Origin of the sequence: Clostridium sp. KNHs205, assembly GCF_000702945.1 — a bacterium.
GTDB lineage: Bacteria > Bacillota > Clostridia > Lachnospirales > Lachnospiraceae > Anaerocolumna.
In genome coordinates this window covers 312,491-330,310 of sequence record NZ_JNLE01000005.1, presented here as the reverse complement: position 1 = coordinate 330,310, position 17,820 = coordinate 312,491, and the positions used below count along the sequence as shown (strand labels likewise).

The 17,820-nt window shown below is 34.8% G+C and carries 15 protein-coding genes and 1 tRNA gene; 11 read left to right on the top strand and 5 right to left on the bottom strand.

Annotated features, from left to right (window positions below; genetic code table 11):
• Positions 1-170: 170 nt before the first annotated feature.
• Entirely contained in the window at positions 171-998 is an 828-nt protein-coding gene (locus tag BR73_RS0121115; RefSeq protein WP_033167882.1) for an AraC family transcriptional regulator, read from the top strand.
• A gap of 59 nt (positions 999-1,057) precedes the next feature.
• Here the strand turns inward: BR73_RS0121115 and BR73_RS0121110 are convergent, their stop codons facing one another.
• Complete coding sequence (locus BR73_RS0121110) at positions 1,058-1,519, bottom strand: GyrI-like domain-containing protein (RefSeq protein ID WP_033167881.1); 462 nt, start codon at positions 1,517-1,519, stop codon at positions 1,058-1,060.
• A 386-nt stretch (positions 1,520-1,905) separates the two neighbouring features.
• On the opposite strand from BR73_RS0121110, the gene BR73_RS0121105 reads away from it, so the two are divergent.
• Complete coding sequence (locus BR73_RS0121105; RefSeq protein WP_033167880.1) at positions 1,906-2,685, top strand: AAC(3) family N-acetyltransferase; 780 nt, start codon at positions 1,906-1,908, stop codon at positions 2,683-2,685.
• A gap of 197 nt (positions 2,686-2,882) precedes the next feature.
• Here the strand turns inward: BR73_RS0121105 and BR73_RS0121100 are convergent, their stop codons facing one another.
• Entirely contained in the window at positions 2,883-4,886 is a 2,004-nt protein-coding gene (locus BR73_RS0121100) for a beta-galactosidase (RefSeq protein ID WP_033167879.1), read from the bottom strand.
• 392 nt (positions 4,887-5,278) lie between these two features.
• Here BR73_RS0121100 and BR73_RS0121095 point away from each other — a divergent pair, with 392 nt between their 5' ends.
• Entirely contained in the window at positions 5,279-6,106 is an 828-nt protein-coding gene (locus BR73_RS0121095; RefSeq protein WP_033167878.1) for an AraC family transcriptional regulator, read from the top strand.
• Positions 6,107-6,232: 126 nt separating this feature from the next.
• Here BR73_RS0121095 and BR73_RS0121090 read toward each other — a convergent pair whose 3' ends face one another.
• Entirely contained in the window at positions 6,233-6,520 is a 288-nt protein-coding gene (locus tag BR73_RS0121090; RefSeq protein WP_033167877.1) for a hypothetical protein, read from the bottom strand.
• Between the two features lie 769 nt (positions 6,521-7,289).
• Between BR73_RS0121090 and BR73_RS0121085 the strand changes: the two genes are divergently transcribed.
• The 4 genes from BR73_RS0121085 (at position 7,290) to BR73_RS0121070 (ending at position 10,726) form a co-directional block, all read left to right on the top strand.
• A complete protein-coding gene (locus tag BR73_RS0121085) occupies positions 7,290-8,501 on the top strand; it encodes an HDOD domain-containing protein (RefSeq protein WP_033168806.1) in 1,212 nt (403 codons plus the stop codon).
• Positions 8,502-8,648: 147 nt separating this feature from the next.
• Positions 8,649-9,068 carry a hypothetical protein gene (locus BR73_RS0121080; RefSeq protein ID WP_033167876.1) on the top strand — a complete coding sequence of 140 codons (420 nt, stop codon included), beginning with the start codon at positions 8,649-8,651 and terminating at the stop codon, positions 9,066-9,068.
• A 90-nt stretch (positions 9,069-9,158) separates the two neighbouring features.
• Positions 9,159-9,230, top strand: a tRNA-Gly gene (locus BR73_RS0121075).
• A 623-nt stretch (positions 9,231-9,853) separates the two neighbouring features.
• Positions 9,854-10,726 (top strand): GyrI-like domain-containing protein, encoded by an 873-nt coding sequence (locus BR73_RS0121070; protein WP_033167875.1) that lies wholly within the window; start codon positions 9,854-9,856, stop codon positions 10,724-10,726.
• Between the two features lie 642 nt (positions 10,727-11,368).
• Here the strand turns inward: BR73_RS0121070 and BR73_RS26870 are convergent.
• Positions 11,369-11,797: a hypothetical protein gene (locus BR73_RS26870; protein ID WP_051685461.1), complete on the bottom strand. Its 429-nt coding sequence runs from the start codon at positions 11,795-11,797 to the stop codon at positions 11,369-11,371.
• Positions 11,798-12,023: 226 nt separating this feature from the next.
• Here BR73_RS26870 and BR73_RS0121060 point away from each other — a divergent pair, with 226 nt between their 5' ends.
• A complete protein-coding gene (locus BR73_RS0121060; protein WP_033167874.1) occupies positions 12,024-13,046 on the top strand; it encodes an acyltransferase in 1,023 nt (340 codons plus the stop codon).
• 182 nt (positions 13,047-13,228) lie between these two features.
• Here BR73_RS0121060 and BR73_RS0121055 read toward each other — a convergent pair whose 3' ends face one another.
• Complete coding sequence (locus BR73_RS0121055) at positions 13,229-14,197, bottom strand: hypothetical protein (RefSeq protein ID WP_033167873.1); 969 nt, start codon at positions 14,195-14,197, stop codon at positions 13,229-13,231.
• Between the two features lie 466 nt (positions 14,198-14,663).
• Between BR73_RS0121055 and BR73_RS0121050 the strand changes: the two genes are divergently transcribed.
• The 3 genes from BR73_RS0121050 to BR73_RS0121040 all read left to right on the top strand — a co-directional run bounded on the left by BR73_RS0121050 (position 14,664) and on the right by BR73_RS0121040 (position 17,695).
• A complete protein-coding gene (locus BR73_RS0121050) occupies positions 14,664-15,182 on the top strand; it encodes a hypothetical protein (protein ID WP_033167872.1) in 519 nt (172 codons plus the stop codon).
• A 195-nt stretch (positions 15,183-15,377) separates the two neighbouring features.
• Entirely contained in the window at positions 15,378-17,114 is a 1,737-nt protein-coding gene (locus BR73_RS0121045; protein WP_051685460.1) for a methyl-accepting chemotaxis protein, read from the top strand.
• Positions 17,115-17,422: 308 nt separating this feature from the next.
• Positions 17,423-17,695: a CD3324 family protein gene (locus tag BR73_RS0121040; RefSeq protein WP_033167871.1), complete on the top strand. Its 273-nt coding sequence runs from the start codon at positions 17,423-17,425 to the stop codon at positions 17,693-17,695.
• Positions 17,696-17,820 lie beyond the last annotated feature (125 nt).

Below are 17,820 nucleotides of genomic sequence, written 5' to 3'. Positions count from 1 at the left end.
ATTCTTTTAATTGTTTTTAGCTTTACTGTAAATCGATTTACTGTACTCTTATCATACTGTGAATATCTGGTTTAATCCAGTATTCAATGTTGCAATTATATGTAATTATGTTGCATGTAAAAACGCTGGGAGTTATAATCTATAATATAAATCGAAGGAGTGGGAGAGATATGAGCAATAATTCTAAAATATCATTTGTTTCCACCGGCAATGAATCGCTTTCTATACGTGTGAACAATGTGGGCAGAGAGCAATGTACAAGTCTTCATAAATGGGGACCTGGAATTCGGAATTTTTATCTGCTGCATTATGTGGTTTCAGGGAAGGGAGTATATACTGCCGGTAAAAGGAGTTACGAGATAGCAGCCGGCAGTACATTTATGATTTATCCTTATGCGGAGATATCCTACTGCGCCGACAAAGAAGAACCCTGGGAGTATTATTGGGTTGGATTTCATGGAAATGATGCGAGAATCATACTTGGTAAAACTGATTTTTCAGAAGAGAATCCGGTGATCCACACCAATATGGATGAGAGCTTTGAAAAGCTCCTGCTGGAGATATATAATGCAAAAGGAAACACGGATTCGGATAAAATTAAAATGGCAGGGCATTTATTGCTTGCTTTAGGGTTTCTCGCAGAACATGCTTCCATAAAAGAACGTCATGATACTGTAATGCTCTACACACAAAAAGCTTCAGAATATATTGAATATAACTATGCAGAAGAATTAACGGTTCAGGGAATTGCAGATTATATCGGTATCAGCAGAAGCCAGCTATACCGGGTTTTTAAAAAGCATTATCATAAATCACCGGAAGAGTATATTCTGGAGTATCGAATTGAACAAGCCTGCCATCTGCTAAAGAATTCTGACCTGTCCGTTGGAGCAGTGGGATACTCTGTAGGCTTTAATGACAATCTTTACTTTTCCAAGGCATTTAAGAAGATTAAGGGGATTTCACCTACAACATATATTAAAAACAATACTTTATGAAGGAAAAGGAACTGAGAAATTGCAGTGCAATATCTCCAGTTCCTTCATCCTTAAGAAAATCAGGCTTTTAGTGAATAAATAGGTACACAAATCTCACAATAATGGTCTTTTAACAGCTTAAAACTGTACCTTTCCATAATTGGTCTGCTTTCGTCCAACTGGCAGTCTTCTGAGCTAATGGCTGAATAAATTGTATTCCAAGCTTTTTCTATAGCCTCTGCCGTATGTGCTATCTGAAATACGGCATATTTTCCGCCTTGTACATGGCCCTCCTGTACGCAGGTATCCTTTATAACAAAATTCTCCGATATAATCAAACAGGTATCATACCGGCATTTATTACTTTCAACAATAGCCGGATTATCATAAGCAATTCCTAACAGGACGGAGTCCTCATTTAATAAATCCATACCTTCTGCCCAGGCTTTCAGTCTGTCCATAGACTGTCTATTGTTATCACCATAGGGTCCTACCTGCCTTATATAAGCAACTTTAGTGCAGGGGATATTTTCAATGTTCAATAATTTTATTTCCTTTCATTTTCGTACATCGATGTCATTTATCATCCTATAATGATATAAAATTTATTGCAAAGGATTTTTTTATAATTGTAATTTTTACAATAAATTCACTAGCTTCTCAATAATATTGAAAGATATTGCATTCAGATAAACTATAATTTTGTAGTATTTATTATTTATAACGGATTAATTACCATGATATCCATTGATTGGAGGTATTTGGTATGTTAAGATATTAGGGATAAGTATGGCAGCTATATTTTCTATTTAAATCTGATGGTAAGCGGAATAGTATATAGTTGTAAAAGTTAGTATAAGAATAAGTTTGTTTCATAATAGCTGATAATAAATTCCAGAACACAAAGAGAATTGTAAAGGAGTAAAGAATGTATACGAAATATGATATTATAAATGGTCTTACTGCTATAGGAATAAAAAAAGACGATACCTTACTGGTGCATTCCTCTATGAAAGCTATCGGTGAAGTTGAGGGTGGTGCAGAGACGGTACTTGATGCCTTTATTGAGTACATGCAGCAGGGGCTTCTAATTTTTCCTACTCACACATGGGACAAGATCAATGAAGAATATTGTGTATATGATCCAAAAACAGAGCCCTCCTGCGTTGGTATACTTACTAACCTCTTTTTAAAACGTCCAGGAGTTATTCGTTCGTTGCATCCTACCCACTCGGTAGCTGCTCTTGGCAAAGATGCTGAAATTTATACCTCCGGAGAAGAACAATTAGATACTCCTTGTCCCAGAGAGGGCTGTTGGGGAAAGCTGTATGACAGAAAGGCAAAGATACTCTTTTTGGGTTGTGATTTAAGGCGTAATACATTCATTCATAGTGTTGAAGAGTGGAATAATATACCCCTGCGCCTTGATAATAAATACCAGCTGCTTAAAATAGTTACACCTGAAGGCCAGGTTGACCGTCCCATGTACCGCCATCATAATCCTGTAATTGGAGACGTTTCACAAAACTATGGAAAGCTGGAAGCACCTTTTTGGCATAAAGGTATTATAAAGAAAGGGAAAATAGGAGATGCGGATAGTATACTGGGAGATGCTGCAGCTATGGCGGATTTAACAAGTTCCTATCTGAAACGTAATCCAGATCTTTTCGGGGACAAGAAAGCTATACCGGAGGGATGGTATTTATAATCAGTTTATTTAAGCTGCACTGACAATGATACCAGTGAAAAGAGGAGGGGCCAGCAAATAAAACCTGCTGGCCTTTATGAAAAAAGTTTTATTTATAAGGTGTGCTAACTTATGCTCTAAGTATAGCCTTTAATTATGTCCTATTTTTGAAAAGTTCTTGAAAAGATTGTGTGCATCTCCAGGTTTCCAGGTTTTTATCAGTTTTCTTCTATAATACGGATTCCCCAAGGTTCAAGAAGTATATGTGCATTTGCAGGAATGGTTAACTCTGAAAGCAGTTCTGTTCCTGAACCATAAGGATATTCAAAGGAATGGGATTCCATAGAATAGTTAAAGTAGTAATGAAGTTTTTTGCCTTCCTGGTTCATACCGGATTTGGTGATTAAGGGGAAGTGAAGCTCCTGGTCCTTGTCCCAGACACCGGCATTGGAAAGGATAGGCTTTAATATTGCTTCCATTAGATCTGCTCCAGGCAGACAGCCGATATAAGTGGCAGTTCCCGTACCATATTGATTCTGCGTAATCGCTGCATATTCTCCCCAGTAGGGATGATCATAACGAGCAAGTACTTTGGCAGTTTCAGGTGTCAGCAGCTCAATAATTGTCTGAACATTTGTCTCAGTACTATCTATTTGATAGGTATAATCCTTTAAGGTAATATTTTTGGCTGAAACAAACTGAGAATAGGATATACCACAAGCTTTTTCTATTATACCTGGCTGCTTAGAAGCTCTGACCTTGACATTATCATCAGTAAACCCACTTCTTAAGCCATAAACAATATTTCCCCCATTTTCTACATATGCATTCAGGCGATTAAGAAGACTATCCGGAGCGGAGTATAAAGCCGGTACCAATATGAGAGAATAATCCTCGATCGTCTCGCTGGAAGGGTCGATAAAATCGCAAGGCACATTCAGATTATATAAGGCATCATACATTCGACGAAGCACTGTATTATATTCCAATCCTTCGTTAAAGCCTGAAAAGGAATTGAGGGCAGTAAGGGACTCATTGCTGAAAAGCACGGCAACCTTGTTTTGCTTTTTAAGGTTAATCAGTTTCGAACTTAGTCTATCAAATGCCTTTCCGATTATTTTTGCTTCTTCATAAGCTGGATTTGGTTGAAAGTCATGACTTAATAAACCTTTCCAGTAGGTTTCAATTGCGTTATGAAGAGAATGCCAGTGCCAGTATGCCACCATATTCGCGCCAGAGGCCAGGTGGCTGAAAGCTTGTAGTTTAAGCTGCCCGGGAAAAGGAACCCAGCCTGCAAAAGCCTGTGCTTCAGTTTCAATAACAAAATAGTTATCCCGTTTCATAGAGCGGGCAACATCTCCACCAAAGGAAATCTCTCTGCCGGTAAGCTCTTCCTGTGAAGGATGATAGATGTCTACACCGGCAATATCAAGTGATCTTGCAGCGTCGAAATGATTCACATCAGTCTGGATGCCATAGGAATGACCTCTCCAGGCAAAGTCAAAATTGTGGGTAATAAACTGTTCGTCTCTTTTATACTCACGTATTATCTCAGCTTGCCAGCCTAAGAATTCCGTGACAAGACTTCTTTGAAATCTTGCAAATTCAGAAGATAAACTTCCGTTAATAGTGGCAGTCACATCTGGGAAGTCGTTCCAGTCGTTTATGCGGTTACTCCAATAGTCAAAGCCATAGGCTTTATTAAGGTCTTCAATATTATCAAATTTAGTTTTTAGATATTTTATGAATCGGTGCTGGACATTGGGGCCACAGGCATTATAGTGTTTGGTTTCATTATCGACCTGATATCCAATGACACTGGGATGATCCTTTACATGCTCCATTAATTTTCGGATAACTCGTTCTGAATAGTAAAGATAAGTAGGATTTGTGATATCCATATTCTGTCTGGGACCATATTTGTTCTGACCCTGAGGAGTAATGGCCAGCACGTCAGGATGCGCCTTGACCATCCAGGTTGGAACTGCATAGGTTGGAGTTCCGATTATAACCTTAATATCAGCAGCTTCCATGGCAGCAAGGACACGGTCTATATGATGGAAATGAAAGATTCCCTCCTGAGGTTCTAAGGTACTCCAGGTGGACTCAGCAATTCTCACCACATTAATACCAGCCGCTTTCATCATCTTAATATCTTCCTGTAATCTTTCATAGGGCATATATTCATCATAGTACGCAACGCCATATAATAACTTGTTCATCACAAAAATCCTTTCATTTATAATTTTAATGATATATAATATTGATTCCAGTATTACTATATTAATATGTTATCATTTAATAAATACTATATCAATCAGAGTATTTTAATTAGGATGTGAGAATATTAAGATTGTATCTATGCATAAGTTAGAGTGGTATACATATAAAAGTTAGATTGGTATATATATAAAAGTTAGATTGGTTTACATATAACAGTTTGGTATATATATAAAAATTAGATTGGTTTTCATATAACAGTTTGCTATACATTTAATCATAAAAGAAGTCGTTGGAAAATATTTTTTTATTTCGATTTAAAGTAATGATATGATTAACGAAAGTCAGCATTAGATTAGTAAATAGGAGTAAGTATACGCAAGGAGAAGCATCTATGAAGAAAATGGTATTTCCCATGATAACAGAATTTGATACATCGCTGCCTTATTATATTATCGGGGTGGGATGCAGTTATGAGCAGGAACACATAAACCGTCCCAATGGTTTTCCTTATTATCAATGGATACAGTGCCGGCATGGAAGCGGTGAATTAAAGATAGGCAAGCGTACATTTACAGTATCAGAAAACCAGGGAATGCTCCTGTTTCCAGAAGAAGCTCATGAATACTCTGCAATAAGTGAATCATGGGAAGTAGACTGGGTAATCTTTGGAGGGGAAAATGTTGAAAAATTTATTCAGCAAACAGCAAAGATAAAGAACTCTGGGGTTTATTTCATTACGAAACCCCATGGAGTATCTGATAAAATCGTAAGAATATATGAAGCTGAAAACATGGGTAATCCGGCTAAAAAAACCGAAGCTTCACGAATGGCATATGAGATTCTGATGGATTTACTGGAATTTATAGCAGATAAAACGGATAACAGTATTTCAAATAAATATAACAGATTAAAACCAGTATTGCAGTATATTGAAGAATATTATAATAAACCTCTGACCTTGACAGAATTAGCCGAGGTTGCAGGAATCACACCTCAACACCTTTGCCACTCTTTTAAAAACATAACTTCTCATACAGTTACGGAATATATTAATATGGTAAGAATAAGAAAGAGCAAGGAATTGATAATCCAGCATCGGGATATGCAGATAAAAGAAATTGCAATAATGACAGGATTTCAGGATGTTAGTTATTTCTGTACTATTTTTCGTAAACTGGTGAACCTTAGCCCCTCGGAGTTTAGAAATCTTATGCAGTAAAGGATTTATAGAAATGGGCAGCGCTATACAGCATTTATCCTGTGTATAGCGTTTTTTATGCCCGGTTTATATTTATATTAATACAAGGTATGGAAACCCTTGAGCTTATCTTATGAATGAAATACGTTAATCCTCCAGACGCCACATATGATCTTTCACATAATAAGTCAGTAGTAATTCCTTCTGGATAGAACCTATTGTATAGCCACAGCAAAAGGAGAATCCGCCACGTATCTCTTTTCTATATTTGATACAGTCAATCTTTACCTTACAGGTATTACTGTATAAATCAGTTATAGAAATATATAGAGGCTTAAGATCACCTAAGGGATTGAAGACTGCAGCAACACTAATCGGCTGACCGGAAATTAATTGAGTTGACTTGTTATCCTTGGACGAATCGTTAAATGGCATTTAAAACACCTCCTTCAAACATTATAACAAACATATGTTCGAAAATCAAGTGACATATAAGGGTTATAAGGTTTATATATGGCTTAAGGCAAAGAGCAGGCAATGTGAAAAATTAATGTAATATTCCACTTAACATATCTTTCAACTTAACTGTATATAGTTCAGCTTCTTCTTTATAATCCATGAGGATTCCTTCTTCTTTTGTAAAATTATGATATCCTATAGTCTCTCCTTTTAGCCATGGAAATAGTTGAAAGTGCAAGAAAAGCAAATTTCATTTTCTTGATATGTCTTGATTTTAGCTCGCCTGGATTCTAACGCTTCTTTTTCATCTTTTGTTAATTGTTTAATATACATATAACCTCCCATTTACACAGTTCACTATTATTAGACGTAATCTAAATACTTATCAAAATAAAAAATATGTGTTGATATATTGTACTACAAAAAAATCTAGCCAACTACCGTTCTATACCTAAAAAATCTCAACAATATATATTTGATATAGACATGTTGGATACCTTAATCTCAGTCACAGTTATTGCTTGATGACATGTGCCATAATTCAACTAAAAACAACATAATATATTAAAATATACGAAAATATACGAAGATTGCAATTTTCTATCTACATTTTTCGTAATATAGTATATAATAGTGGTACATACAAATTGAAAAAAATTGGATAGACATGGAATGCTTTGGGGAAGCTGGAAATATTAAAAAAGGTTATAAGCAAAATTTTATTTCACATGCAATGGGAGGGTATATGGACGTATTTATTGCCAGACAGCCGATTTTCAACCGTAATATGAAAGTGTATGGATATGAACTTCTTTACAGACAGAGCAGAAATAATTATTTTGAAGGTACTGATGATGACCAGGCGACAACGAACCTGATTAATAATACCTTTATGGTATTTGGGTTTCAGGAACTTACGGAGCAGAAGAGAGGATTTATTAATTTTTCACAGAATCTTATCTTAAGTGATCTGGTATATGTGTTACCCAAGGATAAGGTTGTAATTGAAATACTAGAAAAGGTTGAACCCAATGAGAAGGTCTTGGAAGCTTGCCGCAAACTAAAGGAGAAGGGCTACATATTGGCGTTGGATGATTTCATACTGGAGCAGTACTCAAAAGAATATATACCGCTTATTGAATTGGCTGATATAATAAAGGTTGAATTTCCTGCCATACAGGGTAAAGGAATTCAACAAATGATAGATCAATTTGGGAAACGTATCATTTTTCTGGCTGAAAAGGTGGAGACCAGAGAAGAACATCAACGTGCTATGGACATGGGATTTAAGCTGTTTCAAGGATATTATTTCAGCAAACCGGTTATGGAGAATCTAAAAGATATCGGAGTTCTTAATGTCAATCTGGTGCGTGTTATGAATGAACTTCATTTAGACCCCATTGATTATGGAAGTATAGCTGAAATCATTCAACAGGATGTGGGGCTCTCGTATAAATTCTTGAAAATGGCGAATTCGGTGTATTATGGCTCCAAGTATCGCATTAGTAATATTAAACAGGGGTTGACGTTTTTAGGGATAGATGATTTAAAACGCTGGATATACCTTATGATGTTAAGAGGAGTGCAATGCACGGAGAATGCAGAACTCGTTAAAAATTCCATGGTCAGGGGGAAAATGCTATCCTTGATTGCAAAAGAGCTTCGTATAAAAGGAGAGTCTGATTACTTTATCAGCGGGATGTTCTCAGCAATTGATATTCTCATGAATACCAGTATGGACAAGGCCTTGGAAGGATTACCTTTATCCCATAATGTGTGGGAAGCTTTAACCGGAAAAAACAATCAGTTAAGATGGTATCTTAATATCGTACTTGCACTGGAACAGGCAAAATGGAATCAGCTGAAAAAAGAATCCGAATATCCCATGTTATCAGCAGAAAAGTATATGAGGCTTTATCTGGAAGCTCTTAAATGGCAGCGGTCGTTAACAGATTGAGATAATTATAATTATTATTGTAGTACTATCTTAACGTTTACTTTGGAAAGAGAATATGCTAATATAATTATCAGACTATGCAGAATATGTCATATTACAGTGCATAGCGGCCCCGCCAAGAACTTAATAAGATAGGGGGATTGTCTCATGGCAAAAGACGGCGGATTACAGAGTTGCTTAAGATGCGGCAATATGTTTCTTTATACAGGTATAGGAAAGTGCATCTGTGAGAATTGTAAAAAAGAGGACGAAAATGAGTTTCAGACAGTGAAAAATTACATATATGAACATCCTCTTGCTACAATTATGGAGGTCTCAAAAGAAACCGGAGTGCGAGTTATAAGAATCAGAAATTATTTAAAAGAAGGACGTCTTATTATTGCCGATAATTCACCAATATTTATCAATTGTGAGATATGTGGTGAAAGCATCAAATATGGTAGGTTCTGTAGATCCTGTGCAGATTCTCTAAGTGGAGAGATGAGAAAAACTTTACAGGTAGATGAATATCAGATAGGTGAGAAACCGGTTCCAACCAGCAAAATGAGATTTCTTGAAAGAGACTAAAAAAGTTGTTGACATTGAATTAAGTTTGTACTATAATATTGTTTGTGTTCGGTACATAGTATTAAAAAGTACTAAAATGAATACAAACATGCGCGAGTGGCTCAGTGGTGGAGTATCGCCTTGCCAAGGCGAGGGTCGCGGGTTCGAATCCCGTCTCGCGCTTAATTGAAAAGTATCGCTAATCTTTATAAAATTAAGGATTAGCGATTTTTTGTTACTTGAAAAACATGTGTGCAGATAAATAACAGAAGCCACAAACCTCCTATTTATCAGTATTTGTGTGTGCAGGAATTGTTCGAATCCCGTCTCGCGTTCTTCTTAATTCGTCAGAAGTCCTTTATTTAAGAGGCTTCTGGCGTTTTTTCGTTTAGGGAGTTTTGAGTATCCTTGAGTATGCCAAGTCCATTCATTCATGTCTGAAAGAGCATTTACACTTGTTCTTGTTAGTTTCCTCTTTACCTTTATTGTTCAGTATGTAGGTGTCTGAAACAGGTTGACTTCATATTAAAGAACAATTTTGCAATATAAGCATTATTGGTATATGTTGCCATGTGTGATATTGGGTGATATAATAGTTGATGTTAGAAATATTGAGTTATTATTAAGATTTAAAGATTTGTACCATTATGTTTGTCTCAGTTAATTACAATGGCGAATTGAATATTTTTTATATAATCAAATATAGCTAGAAAGACCTATTAACAATAACCTTGCAGATTTGTTTTAAAAATGTAAGGTTATTATTTTTTAGTTATTGTATCCTTATTACGAAAGGACGGTATGATATGGAATTTTTGAATCGAATGACAGAAGTTATAAATTATATCGAAGAGCATATTACCGATGACTTTAATCTTACCGATGTAGCAAAAATAGTTTGCTGTGATGTATATCAATTTGGAAGAATATTTTCATACGTAGTAGGTATATCACTTACAGAATATGTACGTAACAGGAGGCTGTCGCTAGCCGCCTTGGAATTACAAAACGGAAATGTCAAAGTTATTGATATTGCTCTTAAATATGGTTATAACTCTCCAGAATCATTTGCTCGTGCATTTCGAGAGATGCATGGTGTGTCACCAAAAGAAGCATTTGCAAAAGGTGTTACACTAAGAATGTATCCATGTATCGACTTTCAAATTACAATTAAAGGAGTTGTCAACATGGATTATCAAATCGAAGAAATAAGTACTATTAAGTGCGTGGGGTTTTCGTATACTGTTATTCAAGCCAAGGATGCTTGGACGAATGCATGGGAAAAATTCATAGACATACCTGATGAAAAATTAGGTGGATCGCCTGACCAAATACTTGCATGCAAACATCATCTGTATCGAGCGCCCCTTTGGCAGATCGGTCTAGCTCATAATTTAGAAAACGGTGACTTGGTTATGTCAATTGGTGCAGAGGACGCAGGCGGTGAGTATCCAGGATTTGACTATTTTGAAATACCGGCTGGAACATGGGTAAAGTTCAAAGGCAAAGGTACTATGCCAAGTGGTATTGGAGCGCTTTATACGAAAATTTTCACTGAATGGCTTCCGTCAAGTGGATATGAACAGTCAATGAAGACATCAATAGAAATTTATCCGCCAGGAGATTCGCAAAGCGAAGAATATACGTTTGAAATTTGGATTCCAATCAAGAAAAAGTAACTATATACGCAGTATAAGCATAATGCGCATATATATTTACTTCATAGTTGTTATCAATCACGAACGAAAGATTATTTATAGCTGGATGCGCATTCACAACAGTTGATGATATTGATACTTTCTGGACTCACCTTAAGAATGGAGATATAGTACATAAATCAATAGTTTCAGAAATTTTGTCATCAAAGGTTAGTACTAATGAATACGGTTATAGATTTTGGATAAGTCCAGTTAATATTCCATATTTTCAAGGTAGTGATCTAGGTGTAAGCTTTGAATCATCTTGTGATGATGAAGGTCTCATTATTTCCTTAGTAAGTAACTTCGGGGATAATGTATGGCATATACATAAAGAGTTGCGTCGTTTGCTTCAAGTTACTTCATAATCTTTCACAAATATAAATCAATCTTGAGTTCCCACTTGAGTACGTAAGAATCAGATGTGTTGGAAATTCCCTTCCTATCAGTATTTTTCGAGGAATAGATTCGAATCCCGTCTCATGCTTTAATGAAAGAGGGCAGGAAAGCTAGTTAAATTTAGCTTTCCTGTTTTTTGGTTTCTAATATAATGTGTTATTAAGGTGATTGCATAGATAAATATTGCTTTGAAAGCCATATTGCATTTTCAGTAACTGCCTTTGTTCAGCCTATATACAAAACAGGACAATGCAGCTCCATCAGCCATTGTTCATCCCGTTTTAAGCATACGGATGGTGGTTCGCCTGTATCATATTGTTCAGCAAGAATTAAGCTATTTAGATTAAATTCATACATATCCCCACCTAAGAGAGCTCTATTTCCCCAACGCTTTAAAGCACGCAAACGATATCGTTCAACACATATTTCTGTAGGCACGGTTACAAAAACTGCCAAATCAAATAGCGGATTAAAAGTTTTGGGGATACTCAACATCTGACCCGACATTACAAAATGGGGGAATTGCGATATATCGTTTATCAAGCGTTCTGTTTTTTGTTCCTTTGTATACGATACCGTATATGGAATTTCCGTATCCCACTGATAATGATAATCATCTAAATCAAAATGTTGAAAATTTAACTGTTGTGCCAACTCTGCGCCAAGTGTTGTTTTCCTGTACCCATTGCACCGAAAATTATTATCCCTCTGGACACTATGTCACCTCTCAAAGTATTAGTAGTATTGTAACCCTGTTAAATATAGTAATTATAGACATTATGTATTCCATTCTAATCCATATAAAAAAGAATTGATTATGGAATTATTTAACAGGGTTGGTAATAAGCTTAAACGAAAGAAAGAATAAGGGGTAACTAGGATGCAGGCAAAAGATGTAAATAATACTTTTTATGTACTAAGATTCTTTGCTATCTTAGCTGTTGTAATGGCCCACTCTGTATATACACTGATTCCCAATGATACCGTGGTAAAAGTATTTAATTCTTTTGGGAGATGTGGTGTCATAATTTTCTTTATTATATCAGGTTATTATTTTAGAAAAGAAAAATATGAGAATGTATTTCAACTGCTAAAAGCAAAACTTAAAACTATAGTGATTCCGTGGATTATTTGGGGGTTGGCAATTTATTGCACAAGATTTACGTCAACAGGTTTATATTTTAACTTGAAAGAAATAATGCTATGGCTTTTAGGATTTGGTACTTACCTGTATTTCTTAACGATATATATTTTACTACTATGTATATTTCAAATATTACCCAAAAAGAGTGGAATTCAGGTGATATTACTCCTATGTACACTAATAAATGTGTATTTAGTTGCTGGAAATATAGGACCATATTCGGTTTTAGAATCAACGAATGTCCGGCCTGAATTAATATATCTTTTAACATATTTAAATATATTTAATTGGATCGGTTTCTTTACATTAGGATTACTATTGAGAAAAATAAATTTATTTGAAAATAAAAATTTATGGGCTTTTAAATATAAAAAAATAATAAAAATAATAATAAATATAATTATTGTGTTTCTCTTAATATATATGATTTTGAATGAAAAGGGTAATACGTATTGGACTAATTATAGTATTTGGATTGAAATGAGTTTTATTGTAATTCTATTTCAAGTATCAAAACTTCTTAAGGATATAAGATATATACAGGAAATTGGAAAAGTAACAATGCCAATTTATTTAATTCATTTTTTGATAGAAGGGTTTATTTTTAATAAAGTCTTACCGGAAAGTATTATAATGGGATTAATAAGACCTTTGATATCGGCATTAGTTGTTTATTGGTTATTACAATTGGGATTATTTATAAGTAAAAAGATGCATCTTCAAAGATTATATACTACCTTTTTAGGGTTAAAATCATAGAGGGTAAAATTTTGCACATCCCACTTAGTAGATAGTGTGCGTTCCGCCTTTATTTTATAGGTTTGCAAATAGTGATAAAGTTCGAGGCCCGTCCCGTGCTTAACTTAATTGATTGGGAAACCTTATTTATGGGGTTTTCCAATTTTTTATGTATCTAAAGCCTGTAGACACACCCGCCATAGTTAACATCTGACAATAATTCTCGCAATCCGTAAGATCACGTCCGTCTTTAAATTGCTTTTATCACGCCAACTTTCGCTGTAACGAACATTACCCGCAGGAGTCAGAAGGACATCTTCACAAATAATACGGTCGATTTCGCTTAATAAATGTGGAAGAACATCATCTTGCATAAATTCTGAAAACAATGAAAAGCCACATAAACATTCAAGTAGATAAAGCCATAAATGAAAATTTTTATCTTCAGCGTATTTCTTTTCAGCAGCAGGAAAGCTCGGCAGATAATAAAGACCGCCTTTTCTATGCCAAATATAATCTAAATACTGTCTTTGTAATTCTTCTGACATGCACTCAGCACTTTGTAATATCATTAAGGGATATATATTCCACCCGTCTAAGCCTGGTCCCCTGTAATTCCTGTTCTCCTCAATCCATGCCTCTTCATCGAAATATCCCTTAGATAGCGATATTTTAAGTGTTTTGACAAAAATTTCGCGGATAGGCTTTACTACGAGGTTTTCGGGGTCAAATAAACTAATGTTAGCCGCTGTGAGAAAAGGACGACAATAAAGATGACTTTTTCCTCCGTCCTTGTGCATCTCTATCCTATCTGTCCAGGATTCTTCTCCGCGCACATATTGTTCCATCTTTTTGATGCACTTTGCAATAATCGGTTCGTCCTTGGAAAGACCTAACTGAAGTGCTCTTCTGAGAGCAGACTCAGTAGTAACAAATTTTTGCTTATTTGCCGCTTTTGTATCCTGTGAATGGAATCTGCCCCACGAGCCGTCTTGCCATTGTTCTTCCGCAAGCTCACGATACCATTTGGAGTGATGAATTTGATTAAATGCATTTTGGTAGCCGGGGCTATCAACCGGTTCTTTATAGATTTCTTTTTGCATAATAAATTTAGGTACAGGATCAGTAACATTTTCTGATAGGTATTCAATTATTTGCTGAGTAGTAATCATATTATCTACAATCCTCCATTAATATAAGTTCATATATGGAAACCAGTACCAAGCTAATCAGCTCTTTAAATTGGAATTTGCTGAAAATTCTACTAAACTTCTTTATCATATCACTTACATATAATAGCATCAATATTATCATGATAAATTTTTCAATAAAATAGATGCAGACAAATGATAGACAGTGCATTTCTCCCTATCCTGATAAGGTTTTAAGATTTACTATGGATTCTAAGGTTTCTACTAATTCTTTATTCTTTGTTTCAGCGAAATATCAGGCCTATGACATACTTCTGTTTTTACAAAATCAACTGTGCATAGGTGTAGATAGAACAGATAGTGCAAAATTAATATTGATTGACTTCCTATTGTAGGAATTATATACTTTTGCTTGATATAATTAGCTAAAGTTTCAAATTACGATACATTGAAATTCAAGTTAAATTAATTTAAAGGAGAAACTATTGTGAGAAAATACATTCCATTTTTAGGGATTATTCTTTTCCCTTATTTCATCGTATTTGCTATAATATGTATATTTACAGGTTTTTTAATGGATACAGTTTTTTATAACAATCCTTTTTTACTTGTATTTATAATTATCGTATTATTTATTTTATCATTGCTTTCTGTACCAGCTATATTGGTTCCGGGGTTTAAAAAGAAAAATGTAACAGAATTACTCCGAATTAATATGATTATAAAATTATTACATATACCAGCATATCTACTCATATTTATATTTGGTTTATTATGCATGATTACAATATTTACTATAGGAGTAACTTTTATTTTAATGATTCTTGACGGAATGACTATTATACTAAGTGGATTGATAGGAATAAGTAGTATTATAAACGGATTAAGAGAAAATAAAATAAGCTTGAAACAAGCTGTAATTCATGGGGTTCTTCAATTTATATATTGTGCAGATGTTATAAGTTCTATTGTTTTATATAGGACAGTTAAAAACGAAATAATTTAAATCAATCAAGAAAGCTCTATTATAAAAATACTGGGGAGGAGTACATCTTAAGTACTTCTGCCCATTTTTTTAATAGCATTGGTAATAACTTTGTTGTGTTTTTATGTCGAAATTTGGTTTACATGAATTTCCTGAAATGTTATAATAAGGTAAAGGGAAAAATATACATACTAGTTAAAACGGGGGAAATAACAAATGAAAAAGCATAAAAATGCAAAAGTTGGTTTTAAAGTGTTGCTCATAATTGGACTTATCTTCACTATTTCGGTTTTGTCCTTGGCAGTAAACTGGTACAATCAAAACAGTACCTATCAGAAATCTAACAAGATTATTACAGGTACAATGGAAGATATATTAGCTTTTGACAATACCTACCAGTATATGCTGGCTGTAGACAGTATCGCAATGAAGCAATTTGCAGCTGAAGATAAGGAAACCAAAGAATTATTTGCAGGATATATCGTTTCAAGCTGTGATGTAATCAAGACATCCCTGGAAGATATCTCAGCTCGCTTTAAAAATACAGAGTATATTGATAAAATTACAGAACTGAATAATCAGTTCACAGAATATAACCGTTATATGGAACAGGCGTTAGAACTTTCTAATCAGAATGATAACGAGGGTGCCAATCAGATATTTAACAGCAATATGTCACCGATTACTTCCGTTATGTTCGATGATCTGAGATATTTAAGCTCTGATTTAAAAGATACCGTTAATGCTCAGATAAAAGTCCTGGAAGCCTCCAAAGGTTTCTCGGATGCCTTTACTTTAGCCATAGCAGCTATTTATATTGTAATGCTAATCCTTTCATGGTTTCTTATCCGCAATATATTGGTAAATCCTTTAAAAAGAACAGAACAATCTCTGCTAGGGATCACAAAAGCTATTGAAGCTGGAGAAGGTGACTTAACAAAACGTGTTTATTTTAAGAATGAGGATGAGATTGGCCAATTAGCCCAGGGAATGAATGGCTTTATTGTTACCTTACAGCATATCATTGCTGATATTAATAAAGTATCTGCCTCCATAAACACAAACTTTAAAAGCTTTGAATTGGGACTGAACCATGTGATAGACAGTGTAGCAGACAATTCTGCTTCCATGGAAGAGATGTCAGCGGGTATGGAAGAAACTTCTGCTAATATTGAGTCAGTGAATAACTCCGCAGCAGATATTGGAAACCTGTTGGTGAATATGTCTGATAAGACGGATAAAGGTGTAACATTAGCAGGAGAAATCAGTGCCCGTGCAACCTCATTAAAGGAATCCTCTTTACAGGCGCAGAACTCAACCAGAAACATTTTACAGGAAATCTCAGAGAATTTTAAAGTAACCATTGAAAAATCCAAAGAAGTAGAACAGATCAATCTACTGACAAATACAATCTTAGATATCACCTCTCAAACGAATCTTCTTGCTTTAAATGCATCAATAGAAGCAGCAAGAGCAGGGGAACAGGGGAAAGGCTTTGCAGTAGTAGCAGATGAGATCGGCCATCTGGCACACAGATCTCAGGAAACAGCTAATCAGATACAGGTAATAAGTGCTTCTGTAATTGAATCTGTAAAACATCTGGCAGATGATTCGAACCGTATGCTGGAATTTGTCGATAGCCAGGTAATGGTAGATTACAGTAAAATGGTAGAAACAGGAGAGTTATATGATACGGATGCCAGAACAATACATGGAATCATGAACGATTTCAGACAGACTGCTGTAGAGCTTCAGCAAACCGTTTCTTATATTGTCAGTACCATTGAAGGTGTTACAGAAATTATTGGTGAAAGTTCTAAGAACACGCAATCTGTAGCAGAGAACAGTGAAATATTATTAAAGGAAACGGAAGTATTAAGAGCAGCGCTGGATGAAAGTGCGAAATCCGTATATAATTTAAGTCAGGCAGTTCTTAAGTTTAAACATATATAAGTTTAGACTTATATATGCTTAAACTTATATAGGAAGAAAGCGGATGAAATACCGGAAACCAAGCCCGGTACAAACAGATTTCAAATTCATTTACTAATCGTTTTATAACTAAGCCCTACTAATCATTTCATATTTAAGTGTGTTGACGTAGTTATTAATAAATATTACAATACTCATATATGGAAGGAGATATATGACATGGTAAAATATTTAAGAAGGGTCTGCCTTTAAGTACGATAGCCAAATACATAGTAATATTCTGACTGCTTAGTTTTCTCTTTTTTATTTTCAAATTGAAAGGAGAAAAGATGAGTTATATAAAAGCAGAAGCAATATTACCGGCAGATTTGCTGGCAGAAATCCAAAAGTATATAAGTGGAAGAAATATCTATATCCCGGCAAAGCAAGATAATAAGCTGAATTGGGGAATGAAAAGTGGCTATAGGCAGGAATTGAAAGATAGAAATACTGAAATATTTTTTCAATATCTGCAAGGCGTAAAAATTTCAGAGCTAGCAATAAGATTTTATCTTTCTGAAAAGAGTATTTATAGAATTATTTATCAAATGAAAATAGTATAAAAGAAAATAGTATAAAAGAAAATAGTATAAAAGAAAGAAGAAGTCCGCTGTGTTAAAGATTAGTTTTTAGCGCAGAGACTTCTTTTTGTTATATCTAACTGTTCATGAGAATGACATGGGTAAGA

Coding starts and splice junctions, on each gene's coding strand:
- BR73_RS0121115 (WP_033167882.1), top strand. CDS start 171: ATGAGCAATAATTCTAAAATATCATTTGTTTCCACCGGCAATGAATCG.
- BR73_RS0121100 (WP_033167879.1), bottom strand. CDS start 4,886: ATGAACAAGTTATTATATGGCGTTGCGTACTATGATGAATATATGCCC.
- BR73_RS0121060 (WP_033167874.1), top strand. CDS start 12,024: ATGCAGGCAAAAGATGTAAATAATACTTTTTATGTACTAAGATTCTTT.
- BR73_RS0121055 (WP_033167873.1), bottom strand. CDS start 14,197: ATGATTACTACTCAGCAAATAATTGAATACCTATCAGAAAATGTTACT.
- BR73_RS0121090 (WP_033167877.1), bottom strand. CDS start 6,520: ATGCCATTTAACGATTCGTCCAAGGATAACAAGTCAACTCAATTAATT.
- BR73_RS0121085 (WP_033168806.1), top strand. CDS start 7,290: ATGGACGTATTTATTGCCAGACAGCCGATTTTCAACCGTAATATGAAA.
- BR73_RS0121040 (WP_033167871.1), top strand. CDS start 17,423: ATGAGTTATATAAAAGCAGAAGCAATATTACCGGCAGATTTGCTGGCA.
- BR73_RS0121080 (WP_033167876.1), top strand. CDS start 8,649: ATGGCAAAAGACGGCGGATTACAGAGTTGCTTAAGATGCGGCAATATG.
- BR73_RS0121070 (WP_033167875.1), top strand. CDS start 9,854: ATGGAATTTTTGAATCGAATGACAGAAGTTATAAATTATATCGAAGAG.
- BR73_RS0121045 (WP_051685460.1), top strand. CDS start 15,378: ATGAAAAAGCATAAAAATGCAAAAGTTGGTTTTAAAGTGTTGCTCATA.
- BR73_RS0121095 (WP_033167878.1), top strand. CDS start 5,279: ATGAAGAAAATGGTATTTCCCATGATAACAGAATTTGATACATCGCTG.
- BR73_RS0121105 (WP_033167880.1), top strand. CDS start 1,906: ATGTATACGAAATATGATATTATAAATGGTCTTACTGCTATAGGAATA.